General features: G+C 38.1%; 16 protein-coding genes. 6 read left to right on the top strand and 10 right to left on the bottom strand.

Annotated elements, in window-relative coordinates:
• Positions 1-164 precede the first annotated feature (164 nt).
• Positions 165-1,322, top strand: a complete 1,158-nt coding sequence (locus IGJ00_RS05340; RefSeq protein WP_086334489.1) for a hydroxymethylglutaryl-CoA synthase — start codon at positions 165-167, stop codon at positions 1,320-1,322.
• 30 nt (positions 1,323-1,352) lie between these two features.
• On the opposite strand, the gene IGJ00_RS05335 is transcribed toward IGJ00_RS05340, so the two are convergent.
• Positions 1,353-2,075, bottom strand: coding sequence for a class I SAM-dependent methyltransferase (locus IGJ00_RS05335; protein ID WP_074801210.1), 723 nt, complete (start codon positions 2,073-2,075; stop codon positions 1,353-1,355).
• Positions 2,076-2,277: 202 nt separating this feature from the next.
• Positions 2,278-4,944: a cation-translocating P-type ATPase gene (locus IGJ00_RS05330; protein WP_438844163.1), complete on the bottom strand. Its 2,667-nt coding sequence runs from the start codon at positions 4,942-4,944 to the stop codon at positions 2,278-2,280.
• Positions 4,945-5,281: 337 nt separating this feature from the next.
• Here IGJ00_RS05330 and cls point away from each other — a divergent pair, with 337 nt between their 5' ends.
• Positions 5,282-6,733, top strand: coding sequence for a cardiolipin synthase (gene cls, locus IGJ00_RS05325; protein ID WP_104775683.1), 1,452 nt, complete (start codon positions 5,282-5,284; stop codon positions 6,731-6,733).
• 184 nt (positions 6,734-6,917) lie between these two features.
• Here cls and IGJ00_RS05320 read toward each other — a convergent pair whose 3' ends face one another.
• From IGJ00_RS05320 to IGJ00_RS05300, 5 genes are read right to left on the bottom strand one after another with little or no spacing between them, the layout of a single operon-like run.
• The gene (locus IGJ00_RS05320) at positions 6,918-7,457 is read right to left on the bottom strand and encodes a DUF4352 domain-containing protein (protein ID WP_146095542.1); all 540 of its coding nucleotides are present in this window, start codon (positions 7,455-7,457) and stop codon (positions 6,918-6,920) included.
• Entirely contained in the window at positions 7,444-8,103 is a 660-nt protein-coding gene (locus IGJ00_RS05315; RefSeq protein WP_071866329.1) for an ATP-binding cassette domain-containing protein, read from the bottom strand. Before IGJ00_RS05315 ends, IGJ00_RS05320 begins: the two co-directional genes overlap by 14 nt.
• A gap of 10 nt (positions 8,104-8,113) precedes the next feature.
• Positions 8,114-8,857 carry a hypothetical protein gene (locus tag IGJ00_RS05310; RefSeq protein ID WP_438844162.1) on the bottom strand — a complete coding sequence of 248 codons (744 nt, stop codon included), beginning with the start codon at positions 8,855-8,857 and terminating at the stop codon, positions 8,114-8,116.
• The gene (locus IGJ00_RS05305) at positions 8,836-9,591 is read right to left on the bottom strand and encodes a hypothetical protein (RefSeq protein ID WP_104775686.1); all 756 of its coding nucleotides are present in this window, start codon (positions 9,589-9,591) and stop codon (positions 8,836-8,838) included. Before IGJ00_RS05305 ends, IGJ00_RS05310 begins: the two co-directional genes overlap by 22 nt.
• Positions 9,581-10,363, bottom strand: a complete 783-nt coding sequence (locus IGJ00_RS05300; RefSeq protein WP_438844161.1) for a hypothetical protein — start codon at positions 10,361-10,363, stop codon at positions 9,581-9,583. Before IGJ00_RS05300 ends, IGJ00_RS05305 begins: the two co-directional genes overlap by 11 nt.
• A gap of 108 nt (positions 10,364-10,471) precedes the next feature.
• On the opposite strand from IGJ00_RS05300, the gene IGJ00_RS05295 reads away from it, so the two are divergent.
• Positions 10,472-10,909: a hypothetical protein gene (locus tag IGJ00_RS05295; protein WP_142433607.1), complete on the top strand. Its 438-nt coding sequence runs from the start codon at positions 10,472-10,474 to the stop codon at positions 10,907-10,909.
• Positions 10,910-11,047: 138 nt separating this feature from the next.
• Here the strand turns inward: IGJ00_RS05295 and thiD are convergent, their stop codons facing one another.
• The 3 genes from thiD to IGJ00_RS05280 form a co-directional block, all read right to left on the bottom strand.
• A complete protein-coding gene (gene thiD, locus IGJ00_RS05290; protein ID WP_142433608.1) occupies positions 11,048-11,863 on the bottom strand; it encodes a bifunctional hydroxymethylpyrimidine kinase/phosphomethylpyrimidine kinase in 816 nt (271 codons plus the stop codon).
• A gap of 149 nt (positions 11,864-12,012) precedes the next feature.
• On the bottom strand, positions 12,013-12,453 hold the full coding sequence (locus tag IGJ00_RS05285; protein ID WP_086334483.1) for a universal stress protein: 441 nt from the start codon (positions 12,451-12,453) through the stop codon (positions 12,013-12,015).
• Positions 12,454-12,648: 195 nt separating this feature from the next.
• Positions 12,649-14,046, bottom strand: coding sequence for a glycoside hydrolase family 1 protein (locus IGJ00_RS05280; protein ID WP_071866322.1), 1,398 nt, complete (start codon positions 14,044-14,046; stop codon positions 12,649-12,651).
• A gap of 153 nt (positions 14,047-14,199) precedes the next feature.
• On the opposite strand from IGJ00_RS05280, the gene celB reads away from it, so the two are divergent.
• The 3 genes from celB to IGJ00_RS05265 all read left to right on the top strand — a co-directional run bounded on the left by celB (position 14,200) and on the right by IGJ00_RS05265 (position 17,726).
• Positions 14,200-15,471: a PTS cellobiose transporter subunit IIC gene (gene celB, locus IGJ00_RS05275; protein WP_010735815.1), complete on the top strand. Its 1,272-nt coding sequence runs from the start codon at positions 14,200-14,202 to the stop codon at positions 15,469-15,471.
• A 303-nt stretch (positions 15,472-15,774) separates the two neighbouring features.
• Positions 15,775-16,497: a GntR family transcriptional regulator gene (locus tag IGJ00_RS05270; RefSeq protein ID WP_023519447.1), complete on the top strand. Its 723-nt coding sequence runs from the start codon at positions 15,775-15,777 to the stop codon at positions 16,495-16,497.
• 251 nt (positions 16,498-16,748) lie between these two features.
• The gene (locus IGJ00_RS05265; RefSeq protein ID WP_438844160.1) at positions 16,749-17,726 is read left to right on the top strand and encodes a ring-cleaving dioxygenase; all 978 of its coding nucleotides are present in this window, start codon (positions 16,749-16,751) and stop codon (positions 17,724-17,726) included.
• Positions 17,727-17,734: the final 8 nt, after the last annotated feature.

The following is a 17,734-nucleotide window of genomic DNA, read 5'->3' as shown; positions in this document are numbered from 1 at the left end:
AATATACCATTCTTTACCGGAAATACAAATATAACATACACCTTTTAAAAAAAGCGCTATATTTTTTTACAAATCCTTAAAAATTAGCTTTTTTGTATTTCTTTTAGCGATTTTGTGATACTTTAATAAAGTAAGTTTTTTATCATGAGTAAAGAGGTGTTGAAATGAAAATAGGGATTGATCGTCTTTCCTTTTTTATTCCTAATTTATTTTTAGATATGACTGAATTAGCAAACAGACGTGGAGATGATCCTGCCAAATACCATATCGGGATCGGTCAAGATCAGATGGCTGTCAATCAAGTTTATGAAGACATCGTCACGCTAGGAGCAAATGCAGCGAGTAAAATCGTCACAGAAGAAGATCGTGAGAAAATCGATATGGTCATTGTAGGTACCGAATCAGGCATCGACCAATCAAAGGCAAGTGCTGTGATCATCCATCATTTGTTAAAAGTTCAACCTTTTGCTCGTTCATTCGAAGTAAAAGAAGCTTGTTACGGGGGAACAGCAGCTTTGCATATGGCAAAAGAATATGTCAAAAATCATCCAGATCGTAAAGTCTTAGTGATTGCGAGCGATATCGCCCGCTATGGTTTAGCAAGTGGTGGTGAAGTGACGCAAGGTGTAGGTGCGGTCGCTATGATGATCACACAAAACCCTCGGATTCTGTCTCTTGAAGACCACAGTGTCTTTTTAACAGAAGATATTTATGATTTTTGGCGTCCAAGCTATAGCCAATATCCTGTAGTAGATGGACCATTGTCCAACTCTACCTATATTGAGTCTTTCCAAAAAGTCTGGAATAGATATAAAGAAACAACAGGTCGAACACTTGCAGATTATGACGCACTTACCTTCCATATCCCTTACACAAAAATGGGAAAAAAAGCGTTGCAAAGTGTGATCGAAGAAACAGATGAAGCAACGCAAGAACGTTTGATGGCACGTTATGAAGAAGGCATCACCTATAGTCGACGAATTGGAAATCTATACACTGGTTCACTTTATTTAGGGTTGATTTCTCTGTTAGAAAACTCTCAAGCATTGAAATCGGGTGACCGTATCGGTTTATTCAGCTATGGTTCTGGTGCTGTGAGTGAGTTTTTCACTGGGTATTTAGAAGAAGACTATCAAAATTTCTTGTTCAAAGAAGAGAATCATGCGATGTTAGATAACCGTGAAGCATTGACGGTTGATCAATATGAAGAAATCTTCAATGAAACATTACCTGGACATGGTGAAACAGCTGAATATCATTCAGATCTACCTTATTCGATCTATAAAGTTGAAAATGATATTCGTTTTTACAAAGAAAAATAATCAATGCAAAAAACTGACCTCGATCGTTGACTAATAAATAGTCAATAATCGATAGGTCAGTTTATTTGTACTCTGAATTGTCTCACTGTTTTTAAATAATTCTTGGAGAGCTGACTGGAAACGTGGATCATCTTGCATTTCTTCATAGTAAGCCTGCAAAAATGAAGCCGTGACTTCTTCCTGTGAATCATAAGCGAATTCCTGTCTCTTATAAGGAAGATGTTCCTTTGACAAATACTTCTCAAATTGGTCCATTATAACCGGCGATGTGTGAGGATCAGATACCTCGATTCCTAAACGCCTTTCAAGAGGTACGAAGACATTATCTTCTGAGGCGACTACTCTTAGAATCAAACATGCTTTCGTCGCTTTGCTACGCAATTTTTCCAGTTGTTCACAAGTAACCAAGGCAGGATTTGCCGCTGAAAAAACAAGGTCATAAGTCTTCTCTTCATGTAAAAAATTAGTAAAATCTTGCAAAATGAATTGGCAGTTAATTAGCCCCAGTACTTGCGCTTCATGTTCAGCATACACAAGCATTTCTTCTGAAAAATCAATCAACTCGTATTGTTCTATTTCTTTTGCTAACGGCAGATAACGCCCTGCGCCACCGGCAACATCTGCGAATGAGCCAGCTGGTAATAAATCCTCGCTTCTTAGATAAGCAACGACATCCTCTACGATCGTCGTACTGGATTCTTTTTGTGATTCGTAATAGTCTTTCGCAAAGGTATTCCATTCTTCTTTGTCCATTTGGATAATTTTCCTTTCTTTTTCACTTTTCGGAATAAATTTTTTATGAGAGAAACGATGAGCTTTATTTCTTAGTATAAATCAAAATCCACGAAAATCGAAGAAACGATTCTCGTGGATTTCTTTTTGATTCGAAAGGCTTAAAACTATCACATTTTATTGTTATTAGTAAGTGATAGATGAACTATTTTGTCTTTAATAATTATTTGTTTCCTTGTACACGTACCAAAATCATTTTAGTGATTTCCATCAATACAACCGTTACAAGCGCGATTCCAATACAAGTGAAGACTTCAGTCAACCCAAACGCTGCTGGGATCGAGAAGACTTCTTTTAGTCCTGGGATCATCGCAATACAGTAAAGCGCACTACATACAGCAACTGCTAATAGGACACTGCGGTTTGAGAAGAAACCAGCTTGGATCGCTGTTTGTGTATTTGAACGGGCTGGGAATGTTTGCAATGTACGACACCAAATCAACGTTGTGAAGGACATCGCCACGCCAAATTCAGGTGAATGTTGCATTCCTAACCATTGAGCAAAAATAACCGCAATACCGATCAATACGCCACGATATGTCACAGAGATCAATGTTTTGTCCGTAAAGATACCTGAATTTGGATCTCTTGGTGGACGTTTCATTGTCGCTGGCTCTGCTTTTTCAGTTCCTAACGCGATTGCTGGTAATGAGTCGTTAACTAAGTTGATGAACAATAATTGTAAAGCTGTAAATGGATTTGACCAATCTGCAACCAAGGCAAAGATGATCGCGATGATCGCGCCTAAGTTTCCTGAGAACAAGTAAGAGATGGCTTTTTTGATATTATCAAAGACATTACGTCCTACTTCCACTGCGCTGACGATCGATGCGAAATTATCATCTGTCAGAACCATTGCTGCAGCATCTTTGGCTACGTCAGTTCCTGTACCCATTGCAATACCAATATCTGCTTGTTTCAAGGCAGGTGCATCATTTACTCCGTCACCCGTCATCGCAGAGATATGACCTTTTGTTTGCCAAGCACGCACGATACGGATTTTATTTTCCGGAGATACACGCGCATAAACGGTTACTTTTTCTAATACTTCATTCAATTGATCTTCTGATAATTCATCTAATTCTGTACCAGTCAACGCTTGGTCACCCTCAGCAAAAATACCGATTTCTTTTGCAATAGCTACCGCAGTTGTTTTATGGTCACCAGTGATCATGATCGTTTTGATTCCAGCACTTTTCGCTTCTTTCACCGCTTGTGTAACTTCTTCTCTTGGCGGATCGATCATTGCCATGATACCGACTAAAATCAAATCATCTTCATCATCAAATGATAATTCTAAGCTATTGATTGGACGGTAAGCAAAGGCTAACACACGCAATGCGCGATTTGAGAATGCTTCGTTTTGTTCTTGGAATTTTTTTCTTAACTCGTCTGTCATTGGCACGACTTCACCATTTACCAACGCTTTTGTACTACGACCAAAGACGATATCAGGTCCACCTTTTACAAATAAGAATTGTTGATTGTCGATTTCATGTGCTGTCGACATCAATTTTCGATCCGAGTCAAATGGTAATTCCGCTTGTCTTGGATACGTTTGACGGATCTCACGATAAGGTTGGTTCATTTTTTCACTGAAGTCAATGAAAGCTACTTCTGTAGGATCGCCTAATTTTGAACCATCTTCACTGATCGACGCATCATTTGCCAAGACACTGATCTCAACTAAACGACGTTCATCGACAGACCAGTTTTTTGGATCATTTGAAAAATCACCAGTTGCTCCATTGGCTAAATAATAGTCAACAACAGTCATTTTGTTTTGTGTCAATGTTCCAGTTTTATCTGTACAAATGATACTCGTTGAGCCTAATGTTTCTACGGCTGGAAGTTTACGTATGATGGCATGTCGCTTCGCCATTTTATTTGTTCCTAATGATAAGACGATCGTTACGATCGATTGCAATGCTTCTGGGATCGCTGCTACGGCAACCGCAACTGCAAACATGATGGCACTAACGATATCCGCCGTCATATCTCCTGTTCCGCCACCCATGTAGATACGGAATAACTGGATACCTAAAATCACTAATGATAAGCCTAAAATGGCTAAACTTAACTTCTTACTGAATTTATCCAACCCACGTTGTAGTGGTGTCACTTGTTCCGTTGTTGATTCTAATAAACCAGCAACTTCACCGATTTCTGTATTGTTTCCTGTAGCAGTAACTAAGAATTTTCCACGACCGTAAGTAATGATCGTACCACTAAAGACCATATTCAAGCGATCACCGATCGGCACAGTCTGAGTGATTTCTACTACTTCTTTTTCTGCTGATGTCGACTCACCTGTCAACATCCCTTCGTCAACTTTTAATGAACCAGCTTCTAATAGACGTCCATCTGCCGGTACATAGTCACCTGCATCAAGTAAAACGATATCCCCAACCACTAATTCATTCGCTGGAATCGTCATTTCTTTTCCGTCACGAATCACTTTTGCATCTGGTGCAGAAAGGTTTTTCAATGCTTCAAGTGAACCTTCTGCTTTTTTCGTTTGGATCACACTGATCACTGAGTTCAACATCAACACGGCAAAGATAACGAAAAATTCGATATAATCACCCATCACCATTTGAATCAATGCAACAACTAATAACACAATTACCATCGCATCTTTAAAAGTTTCGAGAAACAGTTTCCAAGTTGGCTTCTTCGGCGCTTCCTTCAGTTGGTTCAAGCCATCTCTTTCCAATTTTTCTTTTGCTTGCGTACTACTCAACCCATCAGGTGAGCTTTGCGTTTGTTGCATCAACGTGTCGATCGATTCTTTGTAGACCGTTGATTGTGCGTGTTCCTTGTTTTCCAAATTTCATCCCCCATTTTAGTTATTGTTTCCGCTATCGCCTGAAAAAAAAGAGACCTAAGACAAATACGGATTTGTCTTAGGTCTCACCATTTCATACAATACCAGAAAACCAATTGGTTAACTTACTGTTGATATTATCACAACAAATGTTGTCGGTTACTCCCCTAAGGAGATATTCAACTGTACTTTTATCCTACATGATTTATTTTTAAATTGCAACAACTTTTGCTTATCGCTCATGATATTTTCAAAAAATTTCCACCTTTGTTTTCTTGTGAATAGGCTTCTCACCTTTCTCATGCTATACTAGTGTTATTATATAAAGGAGGATTTACTCGTGGTAGGAAGCATTATTACTTTCTTATATGTACTGAACGCACTTATTGCACTTGTAACTATCTTGATCAAACCTCGTGACGTCGCAGCGATCTGGGCATGGTTGCTCGTTTTATTTGCTTTACCTGGTTTTGGTTTTATTCTCTACCTTTTCTTTGGTCGGGGGTTGACCGACAAGAAAAAATTCCATCTCCGTCAGAGTGATTTGAGAGAACTGGAGAATTTCCAAGATTTCAAGGGAGATACCTTGGAACATTATGATCCCATCATCCAGAATGAAGATCATCAGCACTTCGTTGATTTCTTTTCATCCTTGAATCAAATGCCACTCACTCGAAAAAACGCCGTCACACTCCTGACAGACGGTCAAGAGAAATTAACTGCTGTGCTGAAAGATATCGAAGCAGCCAAGCACTCCATCCATATCGAATATTATGCTTTTGTTACCGACAATATCGGTCAACAGATCTTAAAAGTATTGGAAAAAAAAGCAGCAGAAGGTGTCGAAGTCCGCTTACTCTATGATGCCTTTGGTTCTCATGGCACAAAAACAAAAGATTTTAAAAAGTTAGTCGAAAATGGCGGTCATGTCCATACATTCATCACTTCGCAACGGGCACTTCTACGCTTTCGTCTAAATTATCATGATCATCGGAAAATCATCGTTGTTGATGGTAAGATCGGGTACACAGGTGGTTTCAACATTGCCGATCAATACGTCAATCACACCAAAAAATTTGGCTATTGGCGAGATACACATATTCGTATTTACGGTGCCGCCGCCTCTTTACTACAACTTCGCTTTTTGATGGATTGGAATGTCTCTGTGCCGGATCAAAAAAAAGTTGGCTATCATTTAGATTATTTTTACAAAGTAGAGAAAAAGGATCAGGATCAACTATACCAAACATCGATCCAACTTGTATCTAGCGGACCGAACAATGAACGGGAACAGATAAAGTTATCCTTTATCAAGCTGATCAGTTCAGCAAAAAAACGTATCTGGATCCAAACACCGTATTTAGTTCCTGATGAAAGTGTGATCGCTGCGTTGAAAATCGCTGCCGCTTCCGGTGTTGAGGTGAAGATCATGATTCCTAACAAACCAGATCATCCTTTCATCTACCGAGCAACTCAGTACTACGCTCGCCAATTGATCAAGGAAAATGTACAAATCTTAGTTTATGAAAATGGCTTTTTACATGCGAAAACATTGATCATGGACGATGAGATCTGCATGGTCGGCTCAGCCAACCAAGATATCCGAAGCTATCGCTTGAATTTTGAAAGCAGTGCAATCATTTATGATGCAGCTTTCTTGCAACAATTAGCTGACCAATTCGCACTCGATGAACAAGCAAGCAACCCGATGACCACTGAAACAGTCAAAGAAATGTCAAATTGGTTGCTGTTCAAACAACAGATCTCCAGACTGTTCTCACCGATTTTGTAAACTATTTTTCCTTCAATAATCAACCGTTGTAATGACAACCTTATTTCATTGATAGGATATTTCAAGAAAGAAACTCCCTTAGCAGATTTCTTAAAGTCTGCTAAGGGAGTTTCTTTTGTTGAGCCGTCTTGCGAGCATTAAGAAAAAAAGAGACCATTCAAAAATTTCCATTGTATTGGAACGATCATAGGTAAATTGCTACTCCTTTATAGATTCCTTTATTGTAACTAGCATGATAATTTGCTTGATCAAATCGAAGTAACGCTTGAGTTGTTAACACAAATTGAAAGGATTCTTCTACTTTTTCTGCATCGACCGTGTAGACATATGTAAGCGTCGTTTGCTGTTGAGGATCTAGTACCTGTTGCGGAAAGTCAACATCACCTGTATTGTAATAGTTGTAGCCACTAAATAACCGACTTTCTTTCAAAATTGCCAAATCCTGGGCATCCGGCGATATATTTTTGACGTTTACTGCAACTGTCACAGGCATAAACTCATATTGGTCCATCGGGTTCCCACCATCATAATGATAGGACTTTCCTTTAGAATAGTTTAAAACAGTGAGTTCTAAATCATTTAAAGAAACTACGTCGTTCAAATGGTAAGTGGTAATTGCAAATGATTTGGGTACTCCACGATTGATTTCGATAATACGAGTTGCCGCGACTGCTAAGATTATTGAACCGCCCAGACAAAAAAAGAAAATTTTACTTTTTCTCATCATTCGATACCTCAATTCTTGAAAAACTTCCACGATCAACTTGATAAAATTTGGTGCAAACTCTTTGCAAATCTTCGTTTCGATGACTAGTCAGCAAGACTAGCTTATTTCTTAACTTCAATTCTTCAATAATCTCGATCAACAATTCAATTCCTTGATTATCCAACCCATTAAAAGGCTCATCTAAAATGATCATCGTCGGATCACCCATCAACGCTTGCGCAATTCCTAAACGCTGTTTCATCCCTAAAGAATAGTTGGTAACCTTAACTTTCTGTTTATCCAATAAACCTACGAGTGTTAATAGTTCAACAATCTCATCTTTTTTGACATTATCGGTCAATAACGACAAGCTATATAAATTGTCAAAACCTGTCATCGAACCAATAAATCCAGGATTTTCAATCAACATTCCTGTATGAGAAGGAAAGTCTACTTCTTTGCCGATTGTTTCTTCCCCTACCTTGATCTTTCCTTTTGAAAGACGAATAAAGCCACAAATTGCTTTAAAAAGCATTGTTTTACCCGAACCATTTTGACCGATGAAACCTACAACGTCACCAAGCTCAGCTGAAATCGTTGCCTCATTAAGGATTCGTTGTTTTTTTCTTTCAACGGTTACTTCTTTTATTTCTAAAAATGCCATGGAAACCCTCCTAAAATATGTGCCTACGAATGAAAAATAAAATACCAACCAAATAACCTAACAATAATCCCAACTGTATTCCTAAAACCACGAATAATGTAGGATGGGTCAAATAGAAATGAATATCATTAGTTAGAATCAATGAATATTTATAAGGCATAAACTTAAAATTGACTAGACTTGCAACAACCAGCATGCCCATGCAGATCAATAACGAGAAGATACCGTTTGAATAAATAAAATAAATGAATACGGCTAAAAAATTAAGCAAGATAACCGTCGAAAATAATAGAAAGCTATAATGTATAACAGCCAATGACCAAAAATCAGCGGAATAAAAAATTAAAAAAAGTGCGCTGAAAAAAATGAGAAGATAGGCAAAACAATCCACTATAATCGTAAGAAAAATCGAAATTGCCAATTTACGTCTACTTTTGATCCGGATCAATAAAAAAATACTTTGTGTTTCCAATAATTCAATAATCGGGAAAAAAACAAATAGCAATGAGAACAGATGAAACAAAAGCCAAAGATAAGGAAGTAAATAGTCTGTATAGTTATGAATAGGATAAGGACCTTGAAACAAGAAAGTAAGGATACTTTCTCCATCAAAAACGATCCTAGGATACATATACTTAATCGCTAAAAGGTAACCTATCAAAAACACCCCAGTAGAAATCCACCATTTTTTCCCATAGGTAAAGGTAAAACTGATCATCCGTCTAGTGACTATCATGATCGAGGTAAGCACCATTGGTTGGACCTCCTTAGTAGAGTGACTGTATATTTTGCTGCAAAAAGCAAAAGATTCAGAGAAATCAATAAACCCAGCCAAGCGATAAATGTACCTTGAGCCGTTATTTGTTGTCGATTAACGATAAACACGAGATTAAAAGCCGGAAATGAGTCAACTAAGTTTATAATAAATACTGTCATAACCATTAATACAACGACTAAATAATTTCTAATTACTCTATTTAATAAGAGAAAAAGATGTCCTATAAATAAAAATTGTAAGTACTTGATGGCTGCGATCTTACCAACATTCAATAAAGTTAGCTCTGCCTCCACCAATTCTCCCTTAACGAGAGCGTACATGATGAGGTAGGCGAAAATAAATCCCAGGAAAACGAAAATTATGTAGAGGATCAGACTCAAAACCATGATTAGATCCTTATTCACCAATAGTTTCAACTTTGTTTTAACATGTAATAAGTAAAAATTTTCTTCTGTTTTTTTATCTAAGCTATGGATAAAAAACAGCCATATCATCAAATAAATAGAACTGATAAATCCATTTATTCCTCCATTTAAAATACCGTATGGTCCATAAAGCAGTAAATCTAACTCGTCGTATTGCTGTCCCATCTGATAATACTGATAAACTAAATTACCCAAACTGAAGATCATCCCTATGAAAAAACAGCCCCAGATTTTCTTATGTGAAGTAAGCGACAAATAATAGCAAATGGTTTGCTTAAATCTCATTCTTCTTCACCCCATAGATCACCGTCATGACTGCAAATAGCAGTATAGTTACGACAAACAAAACACCTGTCAACTGAAAACTTTCTGTACCAATAAATTGATCACTCAAACTATATTTTGCAGCACGCAACACACTGATCAACATATCGCTGACTAAAACAAAAAACATTGGAATCAAGATAGCAAGGTAACGATTGTGTGTTAAATAGGCGCAAATACTAGCAAATAAAGAGAGACAGCCACCATACAAAAAGAGAAAGGCACTTCGCACTAACAAATAGATGCCTGGATGGTCATAATACAAATGGGGCATGAATTCATCAGAAGGGACCAAAAACATACTATAAAATCGATGCAAAGGCGTCACAGGAATAAAAAACAGGAGGCTAATAAAATTAACAAGGACAGGAATAACCACTAAGCACCCACCAATGAGAAAAGCCAACAAAAAATGATTGATCAAATACTTTTTTAACGTGATGTGAGACACCATCGATTTCATATAACCACTCTGGCGATCTTCCGCTAAAATATCCCCGATTGGAATCGTTGCAAGCAACGAAAAAGAAAACTTAAACGTTATTAAAGTTACTGCCGGAATAACAAGCATATGCAATGAATAAAGACTGGTCGGTTCGTCATACCCTCCCTTCCATGGGTATTGCCCAATGATACCATATGTAAACAAGCAAGATAAACCTAGAACTACCATAAAAGCTAACATATAAATAAATTGACGTCTTCTTAGCACACGATATAGAATTGCTCTCATAAACCTTCTCCTACTAAAATTTTTTTGTTTGCGCTTTCTTTAAACATGGGATATACTTATTACGAAACATATAATAACACACAAAAATTAAGAAAGGATGTTAAAAAGATGAAAAAAAGGTTATTTTATGCAACAGTTTCGTTAGGAGTTTTAGGAGGTTCTATTATTGCAATCCCTTCATTTGCAAATGAGGTCAACACGCTAAGCAACAATGCAGACACTGCCTTTCACTTTACCTTTACTCCTAGTATTGGAGGTAGTTCCGCTTATACGGGGGTACGTCATAAAGAAAATGCTACTTCTGCCTATATGAAAGCAAATTCGCGTTCAAAGAATCAACAATTTACTGCCAGTGTCGTAAAATCGAATAATGGTAATTTCAGTAAAACCTGGTTTGTTGATATTGCGACAATCAATGCAGAATACTTTATTCCGAACTATGCCTATGAAGATCAAGGATACGGTGTCAATGTAAAAATCAAAGGTCAGACGGGAGATCTATTTGGTTTTGACGTCTCTGGCGTTTGGAGTCCAGACAGTGTTTAACTATTTTTCAAAAAACAACTACTTATTTTTCTAAAGTTATCTACTTAATCAACAAACTCCCCTGAGAACCACCAGAATCCATTAGGATGCACTAGTAGCTATCAGGGGAGTGCTGTTTAAAATCATTTTTGCTATCAGTTAGTCGATCGTACTTGCCGCCCAATGATTGATTGGGCCATATTTATGTCCAATAAAAAGTTCTTCTTTGATTGCTTGATTGACATATTGTTTCGCAATACGGATGGCTGCTTCCACTGTTTCTCCTTTTGCTAATTCTGCAGCAATACACGCAGACAAAGAATCACCTGTTCCATTGATGCGATCTGTTGCATAAAATGGCGCTTCTAACCAAAATGTTTTTCCTGAAGCTAAACGAACATAATCCCTCACTGTTTGTTGATTGGAATCACTAGTATGATGTCCTTTGATCAGAACATTTTTGGGTCCCAGCTCTTGGAGGATCTTAGCCGCTTTTTCATAGTCTTCTTCTGTTCTCAATTTGAGACCAGTTAGTTTTTCGGCTTCATAAAAATTAGGGGTCACTACTTCTGCCAATGGCAGTAATGCTGTTTTTAATGTAGTCAACGCTTCTTCTTCCAATAATTGATTCCCATGTTTCGTCATAATGACTGGATCAACGACTAAGGGACCAAAATCATACAGTTGAATATTTTTGACCACGGTATTGATCAATGTCGCATCGGCTAACATCCCAGTCTTTGCTGCTTTGACTTGGTAATCATCTGCAAGCAGTTCAAATTCTTTATCGATAAAATCCGTAGGTAAAGGAACACTTGCACCGATTCCATAAGAATTTCCAGCGACACAAGCAGTCAAAACAGATACCCCATAGACCTTTCTTGTAAAAAACGTATGCAAGTCTGCTTGCATCCCTGCACTTCCATCGCTATCTGATCCAGCGATCGTCATTACTTGGACATATTGTTGTTCCATTTCATCCATCTCCTATTTGAAATACGTTTGTCTTGTTTATCCTACCGCATTTTCTGCTGAAAAACAAAAAAGGATGCGCAATGAATCATGCAGCATCCTCAAAAACGGATAAATTATATGTTAAAAGTAAATAGTTCGAACATCATCTTCTATTTTACTACTAACACATTGCATTTCGCGTGATTTACCACATAAGAAGTCGTTGAACCAACCAATGCACGTTCAACGGCGTTTAACCCAGTTGACCCCATAACGATCAAGTCAATTGGTTCTTGTGACTCGTTGAAGTTTGCGATCAATGTTTTGGGATAACCGTATAACACATATGTTTTAATATCCGTCAAACCTTTTTCGATCGCTAGATTTTGATGTTCCTTCATTTGTTTGTCTGCCACTTCATCTAACTCTTCTTGTAAACTTGTTGTGACAAAAGCAAAGTCACCAAAATAATTTCCTGACACCTCATTTACATACAAGATGTGTAACTTTGCTTGATTTCTTTTTGCTGTTGCGATTGCTTCAATAAATGCTTTTTCTGATTTTTCTGAACCGTCGATTGCTACTAAAATATTTTTATACGTATCTACCATTGAAACCGCCTCCTTCTTTTCTTTTAGTGTAGCACGATTAGAAACGAAGAACAATTCTTATGGATATGATTCAAAAGCCCATGGTTCCAACAGAAAAAACAAGGCAGAAAATCTAATTTTTAGATTCACCGCCTTATTTCAAAATAATTTATCCCATTCATTTAGTTATAAAACACTCGTTTTTTAAGCTGTTAGTTAAGCATCAAAACCATTATTTGTTGCTACTTCTTTAAACCAGTGACCTGATTTTTTGATCGTCCGTTTCCCATCTTGGTCTAGATCGACTGCGATAAAGCCATAACGGTTTTTATACGCATTTGTCCATGACCAGTTATCCATACATGTCCACATATGATACCCTAAACAATTTGTTCCTTCTTGAATGGCTTGATGCACATATTTCAAATGATCTGTCACAAACTCGATACGATAATCATCTTCGATCATGCCTTGTTCATTCACGTAGCGCTCTTCCCCTTCGACACCCATGCCATTTTCAGAGATAAAGCATTTGATATTGCCATAATTTTCTCTCGTATTCGTCAAGATATCATAGATACCTTTCTCATAAATTTCCCAACCACGATAAGGATTCATTTTTTTATTCGGCATATCGTAGTTATCGAAATAATCATCTGGTAACGGCGCACGATCTTTGTCGATCGGTGTTTCTTTCGCTTTGATCCGTCGGGGTTGATAGTAATTGATTCCTAATAGATCCACTTTATTTTCTTGGATGATCGTCAAATCGCCTTCTTCCATTACAGGCATGATATCCAATTCTTTGACGATATCGATCAACTCTTGTGGAAATTCACCTTTTACTGCTGGATCAAGGAATGAGCGATTGAAAAAGGCGTCCGCAATCGCCGCAGCTTTCACATCCTCCGCATTATTTTCGTCACGTGGATAACTTGGAGTCAAATTCAGGATAATACCGATCTCCCCATCTTGTCCTGTTTCATGGTAGATCTGAATCGCCTTCGCACTTGCTAAGTTTTCGTGGAAACCCACTTGAACTGCTTCTTTGAAGTTCACATGATTTGGATAGTGGAACTGATAAAGATAGCCACCTTCTACAGGGACGATTGGCTCATTGTGCGTAAACCATTTCTTCACAAGATCGCCGAATAACTCAAAACATGTTTTGGCATACTCAGCATAAGCATCAACAGTCTCTCTCGCTAACCAGCCACCTTTTTCTTGTAAAGGCATCGGCATATCAAAATGGAAGAGATTGACGAAGGGTTCAATACCATTTTCAATCAGTTCTTCAAAGTACGTACGATAGAAAGTGACTGCTTGCTCATTTACTTTCCCTGTACCATTAGGAAGCAAACGACTCCACTGGATCGATGTTCGGAACGTATTATGACCAGTAGCTTTCATCAATGCGACATCCTCTTTATACTTCGTGTAGACTTGAGAAGTCTTGCTTGGTCCTACTTGATTGAAAAACTTCTCAGGCTCCAAGTCGTACCAATGATCCCAAATATTTTCTCCTTTTCCATCTCCTGCTACACGTCCTTCTGTTTGTGGTCCACTTGCAGCTGAACCCCACCAAAAATTTTCTGGAAATACATAATTTGTCATGTTTAGTCCCTCGCTTATTTTTCTTTTGATAACGTAATCATACCAAACCTTAAAAATAAATCAATACTTTTTAAATAAATGACTAGACATTTATCTAAATTGAAGTTATACTCATTTTGTAATCGATTGCAAATTATAATAGAGGTGAATAAAATGAACGGTTTTATGGATAAACTTGCTCAGAAAATCATGCCTTTAGCGAACCTACTAGGGCAAAATCGTTACTTGACAGTGTTACGGGATGCATTTATGTTGTCGTTTCCTTTAACAATGTTCGGATCGATTGTTGTCGTTTTCAATAACTTACCTTTCTTTAGTGATGCGACTAAAGGAACGTTGTCTAGCTTATTTGGAAATGGACAAAATGCAACAATGAGTATCATGTCTGTCTTTGTTACTTTTGGTATTGGCTATTATTTATCTAAATCATATGATGTAGAAGGTATTTTTGGAGGTGCTGTCTCATTTGCCAGCTTCTTGATCTTAACACCTTTCGTCATGACAACTGTCGGTGGCGAAGAAGTATCAGGTGTGTTGACTCTTGATCGCTTAGGTGCAAAAGGGATGTTCATCGGGATGATCGCAGCTTTCATCGCAGGTGAAATCTACTGCCGAATCACTAAACGTGGTTGGCAGATCAAAATGCCTGCAAGCGTGCCACCCGCTGTGACAAAATCATTTGCGGCGTTGATACCAGCAGTTGTTACTTTGACCGTTTTCTTGATCATCAATGCTGTAATGACTGGTGTCTTCCACGCAAACTTGCATGATGTGGTTTACGAAGTTATCCAAAAACCATTGACTGGTTTAGGAAGTAGTTTACCTGCAACTTTAATTGCCTTGTTCTTTGTACAATTCTTATGGTTCTTTGGTCTTCATGGTCAAATCATTGTCAACTCTGTGATGGACCCGATTTGGAACACCTTAATGCTTGATAACTTAGAAGCTTACCAAAATGGTCAAGAATTGCCACACATCATCACAAAACCATTTATGGAAACATTCACTGTCGGAATCGGTGGATCAGGTATGACTTTAGCAGTTGTACTATTGATGGCCTTTGTTTTGAAGAAAAAACAATATCGTGATGTCGGTCGTTTAGCTCTTGCACCAGGAATCTTCAACGTGAATGAACCAGCAATTTTTGGTTTACCGATCGTATTGAATGCAACTATTTTGATTCCTTGGGTTGTCGCACCATTAGTCGTAACAACGTTCAACTACCTTGTAATGGCAGCAGGTATCGTACCAGCGCCAACTGGTGTCTCCGTTCCATGGACAGTGCCAATCATCGCAAGTGGTGTCTTAGCCACTAACTCATGGTTAGGTGGCTTACTCCAAGTGATCGATTTTGTGATCGTTGCAGTTATCTGGTATCCATTCTTGATGATCTTAGATAAACAACCTGATTTGGATGTTGTTTGATCTTATACTAAAGGAATGTAGTATTTGAAGTTGAAATAATCATATTCACGAACAATAATCAAAGAAGCATCCACGAAAATTTGCTCGTTGCATTTTCATGGGTGCTTCTTTAAGTTTTGAAACATACATAAATTGGTATTTCATTGATCGCAATGAGCAACTGTCCTCTATAAAATATCAGTCAGCTATTTCCTGTACCAAAATTAAAAAATAAATTCTCTGATAAAGCTATCCGCGCTTCTCATGCTTTTATTGGTTGTCGGCGCTATGATCTTTCGTTATACTCAAAGTGAGGTGAAAAACGTGCCAAAATATGAAGAAATCGCAAATGTCCTAAGAGATCGAATTCGTTCAAAAAAATATCCACCAAATAGTTTTTTACCAAATCAGGTGGATCTAGTCGAAGAATTCAATGCTAGTCGAATGACGATCAAAAAAGCCATCAACATCTTAGCCATGGAAGGACTCGTATATTCCCAAAGAGGGTCTGGAACTAAGATTTTAAGCCATCCTTATTTAAACAAAGATACTTCTCCAGCTAATGAATACGAAGGATTAAGTTTACAAATGAAACGCCGACAACGCTCGCTGACAAGTCAGATCATTCAATTCGATGTTGAGTTTCCTAATGCTTTTATTCAAGAACGCTTGATGATCGATGCGGAACAGCCTGTGTATAATATTCATCGCCTACGTATCTTAGATGATGAACCGTATATTCTAGAACATACTTTTATGCCAGTGCAACTTGTTCCAGGATTAAAGAAAGAGCATCTCCTATCATCGATCTATGATTATTTGCACAAAGAACTCAATGTCCATTTTGCTGGAGCCTATCGCGCGATCTCAGCAGATAAAAGCTCTGCGTTTGATCAACAATATTTGAATTGTGCAGAGACCGATCCAGTTCTTGAAGTCCAGCAAGTAGTCTATCTAAAAGATGGTCAACCGATCGAGTATTCCTCAAGCCGCAATCGCTTTGATGTCCGTAACTATTCACTGTTGGATGTCCGTGGAAATCAATAAGCATTCTGACTTTTCCTATCGTCATTCCATCTAAGCAACGTCTACGATCTTACTATCGTGAGCGTTGCTTTTTTATATCATCTTAGCTGACTACACCTCTCCCACTCATTAAATCGAGCGAACAATATTCCAGAAGCAATCTCTGTTTCAACTAGCAAGACATATTTATTGCAAAATTTTTGGTGACGCCCTATACTAATTTTAACAATATTTACTTACTTTTTGTAAGTTAAAAGAAAAGAGGATAAATTATGGATACAACAATCAGAGGCGTCCACCATGTGACAGCAATGACATCTAGCGCAGCAAAAATCTATCACTTCTTTACAGACATTTTAGGCATGCGTTTGATCAAAAAGACAGTGAATCAAGATGATATTGAAACTTACCACTTATATTTCACCGACGAACATGGCTCTGCCGGTACAGATATGACCTTTTTTGATTTTCCCAACCAGCCAAAAGGAACGAAAGGAACGGACACGATCGCGCGCACTTCTTTTCGTGTTCCTTCCGATACAGCATTAGAGTATTGGTTGACTCGCTTTGAAAAATACCAAATCACTCATTCTGAGATCAAAGAACGTTTTGGTAAGAAATATCTTGAATTTGAAGATTTCGATGAACAAGCGTATCAATTGATCTCAGATGAAAAAAATAGCGGCGTTCCTGCGGGGATCCCTTGGAAAAACAGTAGTATACCAACAGACATGGCAATCACTGGACTGGGTCCGGTCATCGTACGTGTGAGTGATCTTGAGCCGATCCGAACAGTATTGCTGGCCTTACTCGGTTTTAAAGAAATCGAACAAGTGGATGATTTTTATTTATTTGAAGTCGGTGCTGGTGGAAACGGCGCTAGTATCATCGTCGAACATCGTGCCGATCTACCCAAAGCCATCGAAGGGTACGGCAATGTCCATCACCTCGCTTTACGCGTCGCTGATCATGAAGCACTACAGTTTTGGATCAACAAAATCAACCAAACGTCCCTGCCTAGCTCTGGATTTGTTGATCGCTTTTACTTTGAATCTGAGTACTTCTTAGCTTCTACTCATGTCTTATTTGAATTAGCCACTGATGGTCCTGGATTCTTTGGAGATGAACCCGCTGAAACAGCTGGAGAGATCCTTGCTTTGCCACCATTATTGGAAGCAAAAAGAAAAGAAATCGAAGCGTATGTTCGACCTTTTGACACGCGTGATGCGAACCAAAAACGGGTAGATTAACGACGACA

This window comes from Enterococcus sp. AZ062, from assembly GCF_051715065.1.
GTDB lineage: Bacteria > Bacillota > Bacilli > Lactobacillales > Enterococcaceae > Enterococcus_B > Enterococcus_B mundtii.
Note: the sequence above shows the minus strand (reverse complement) of the source record. Positions and strands in the feature narration are given on the sequence as shown.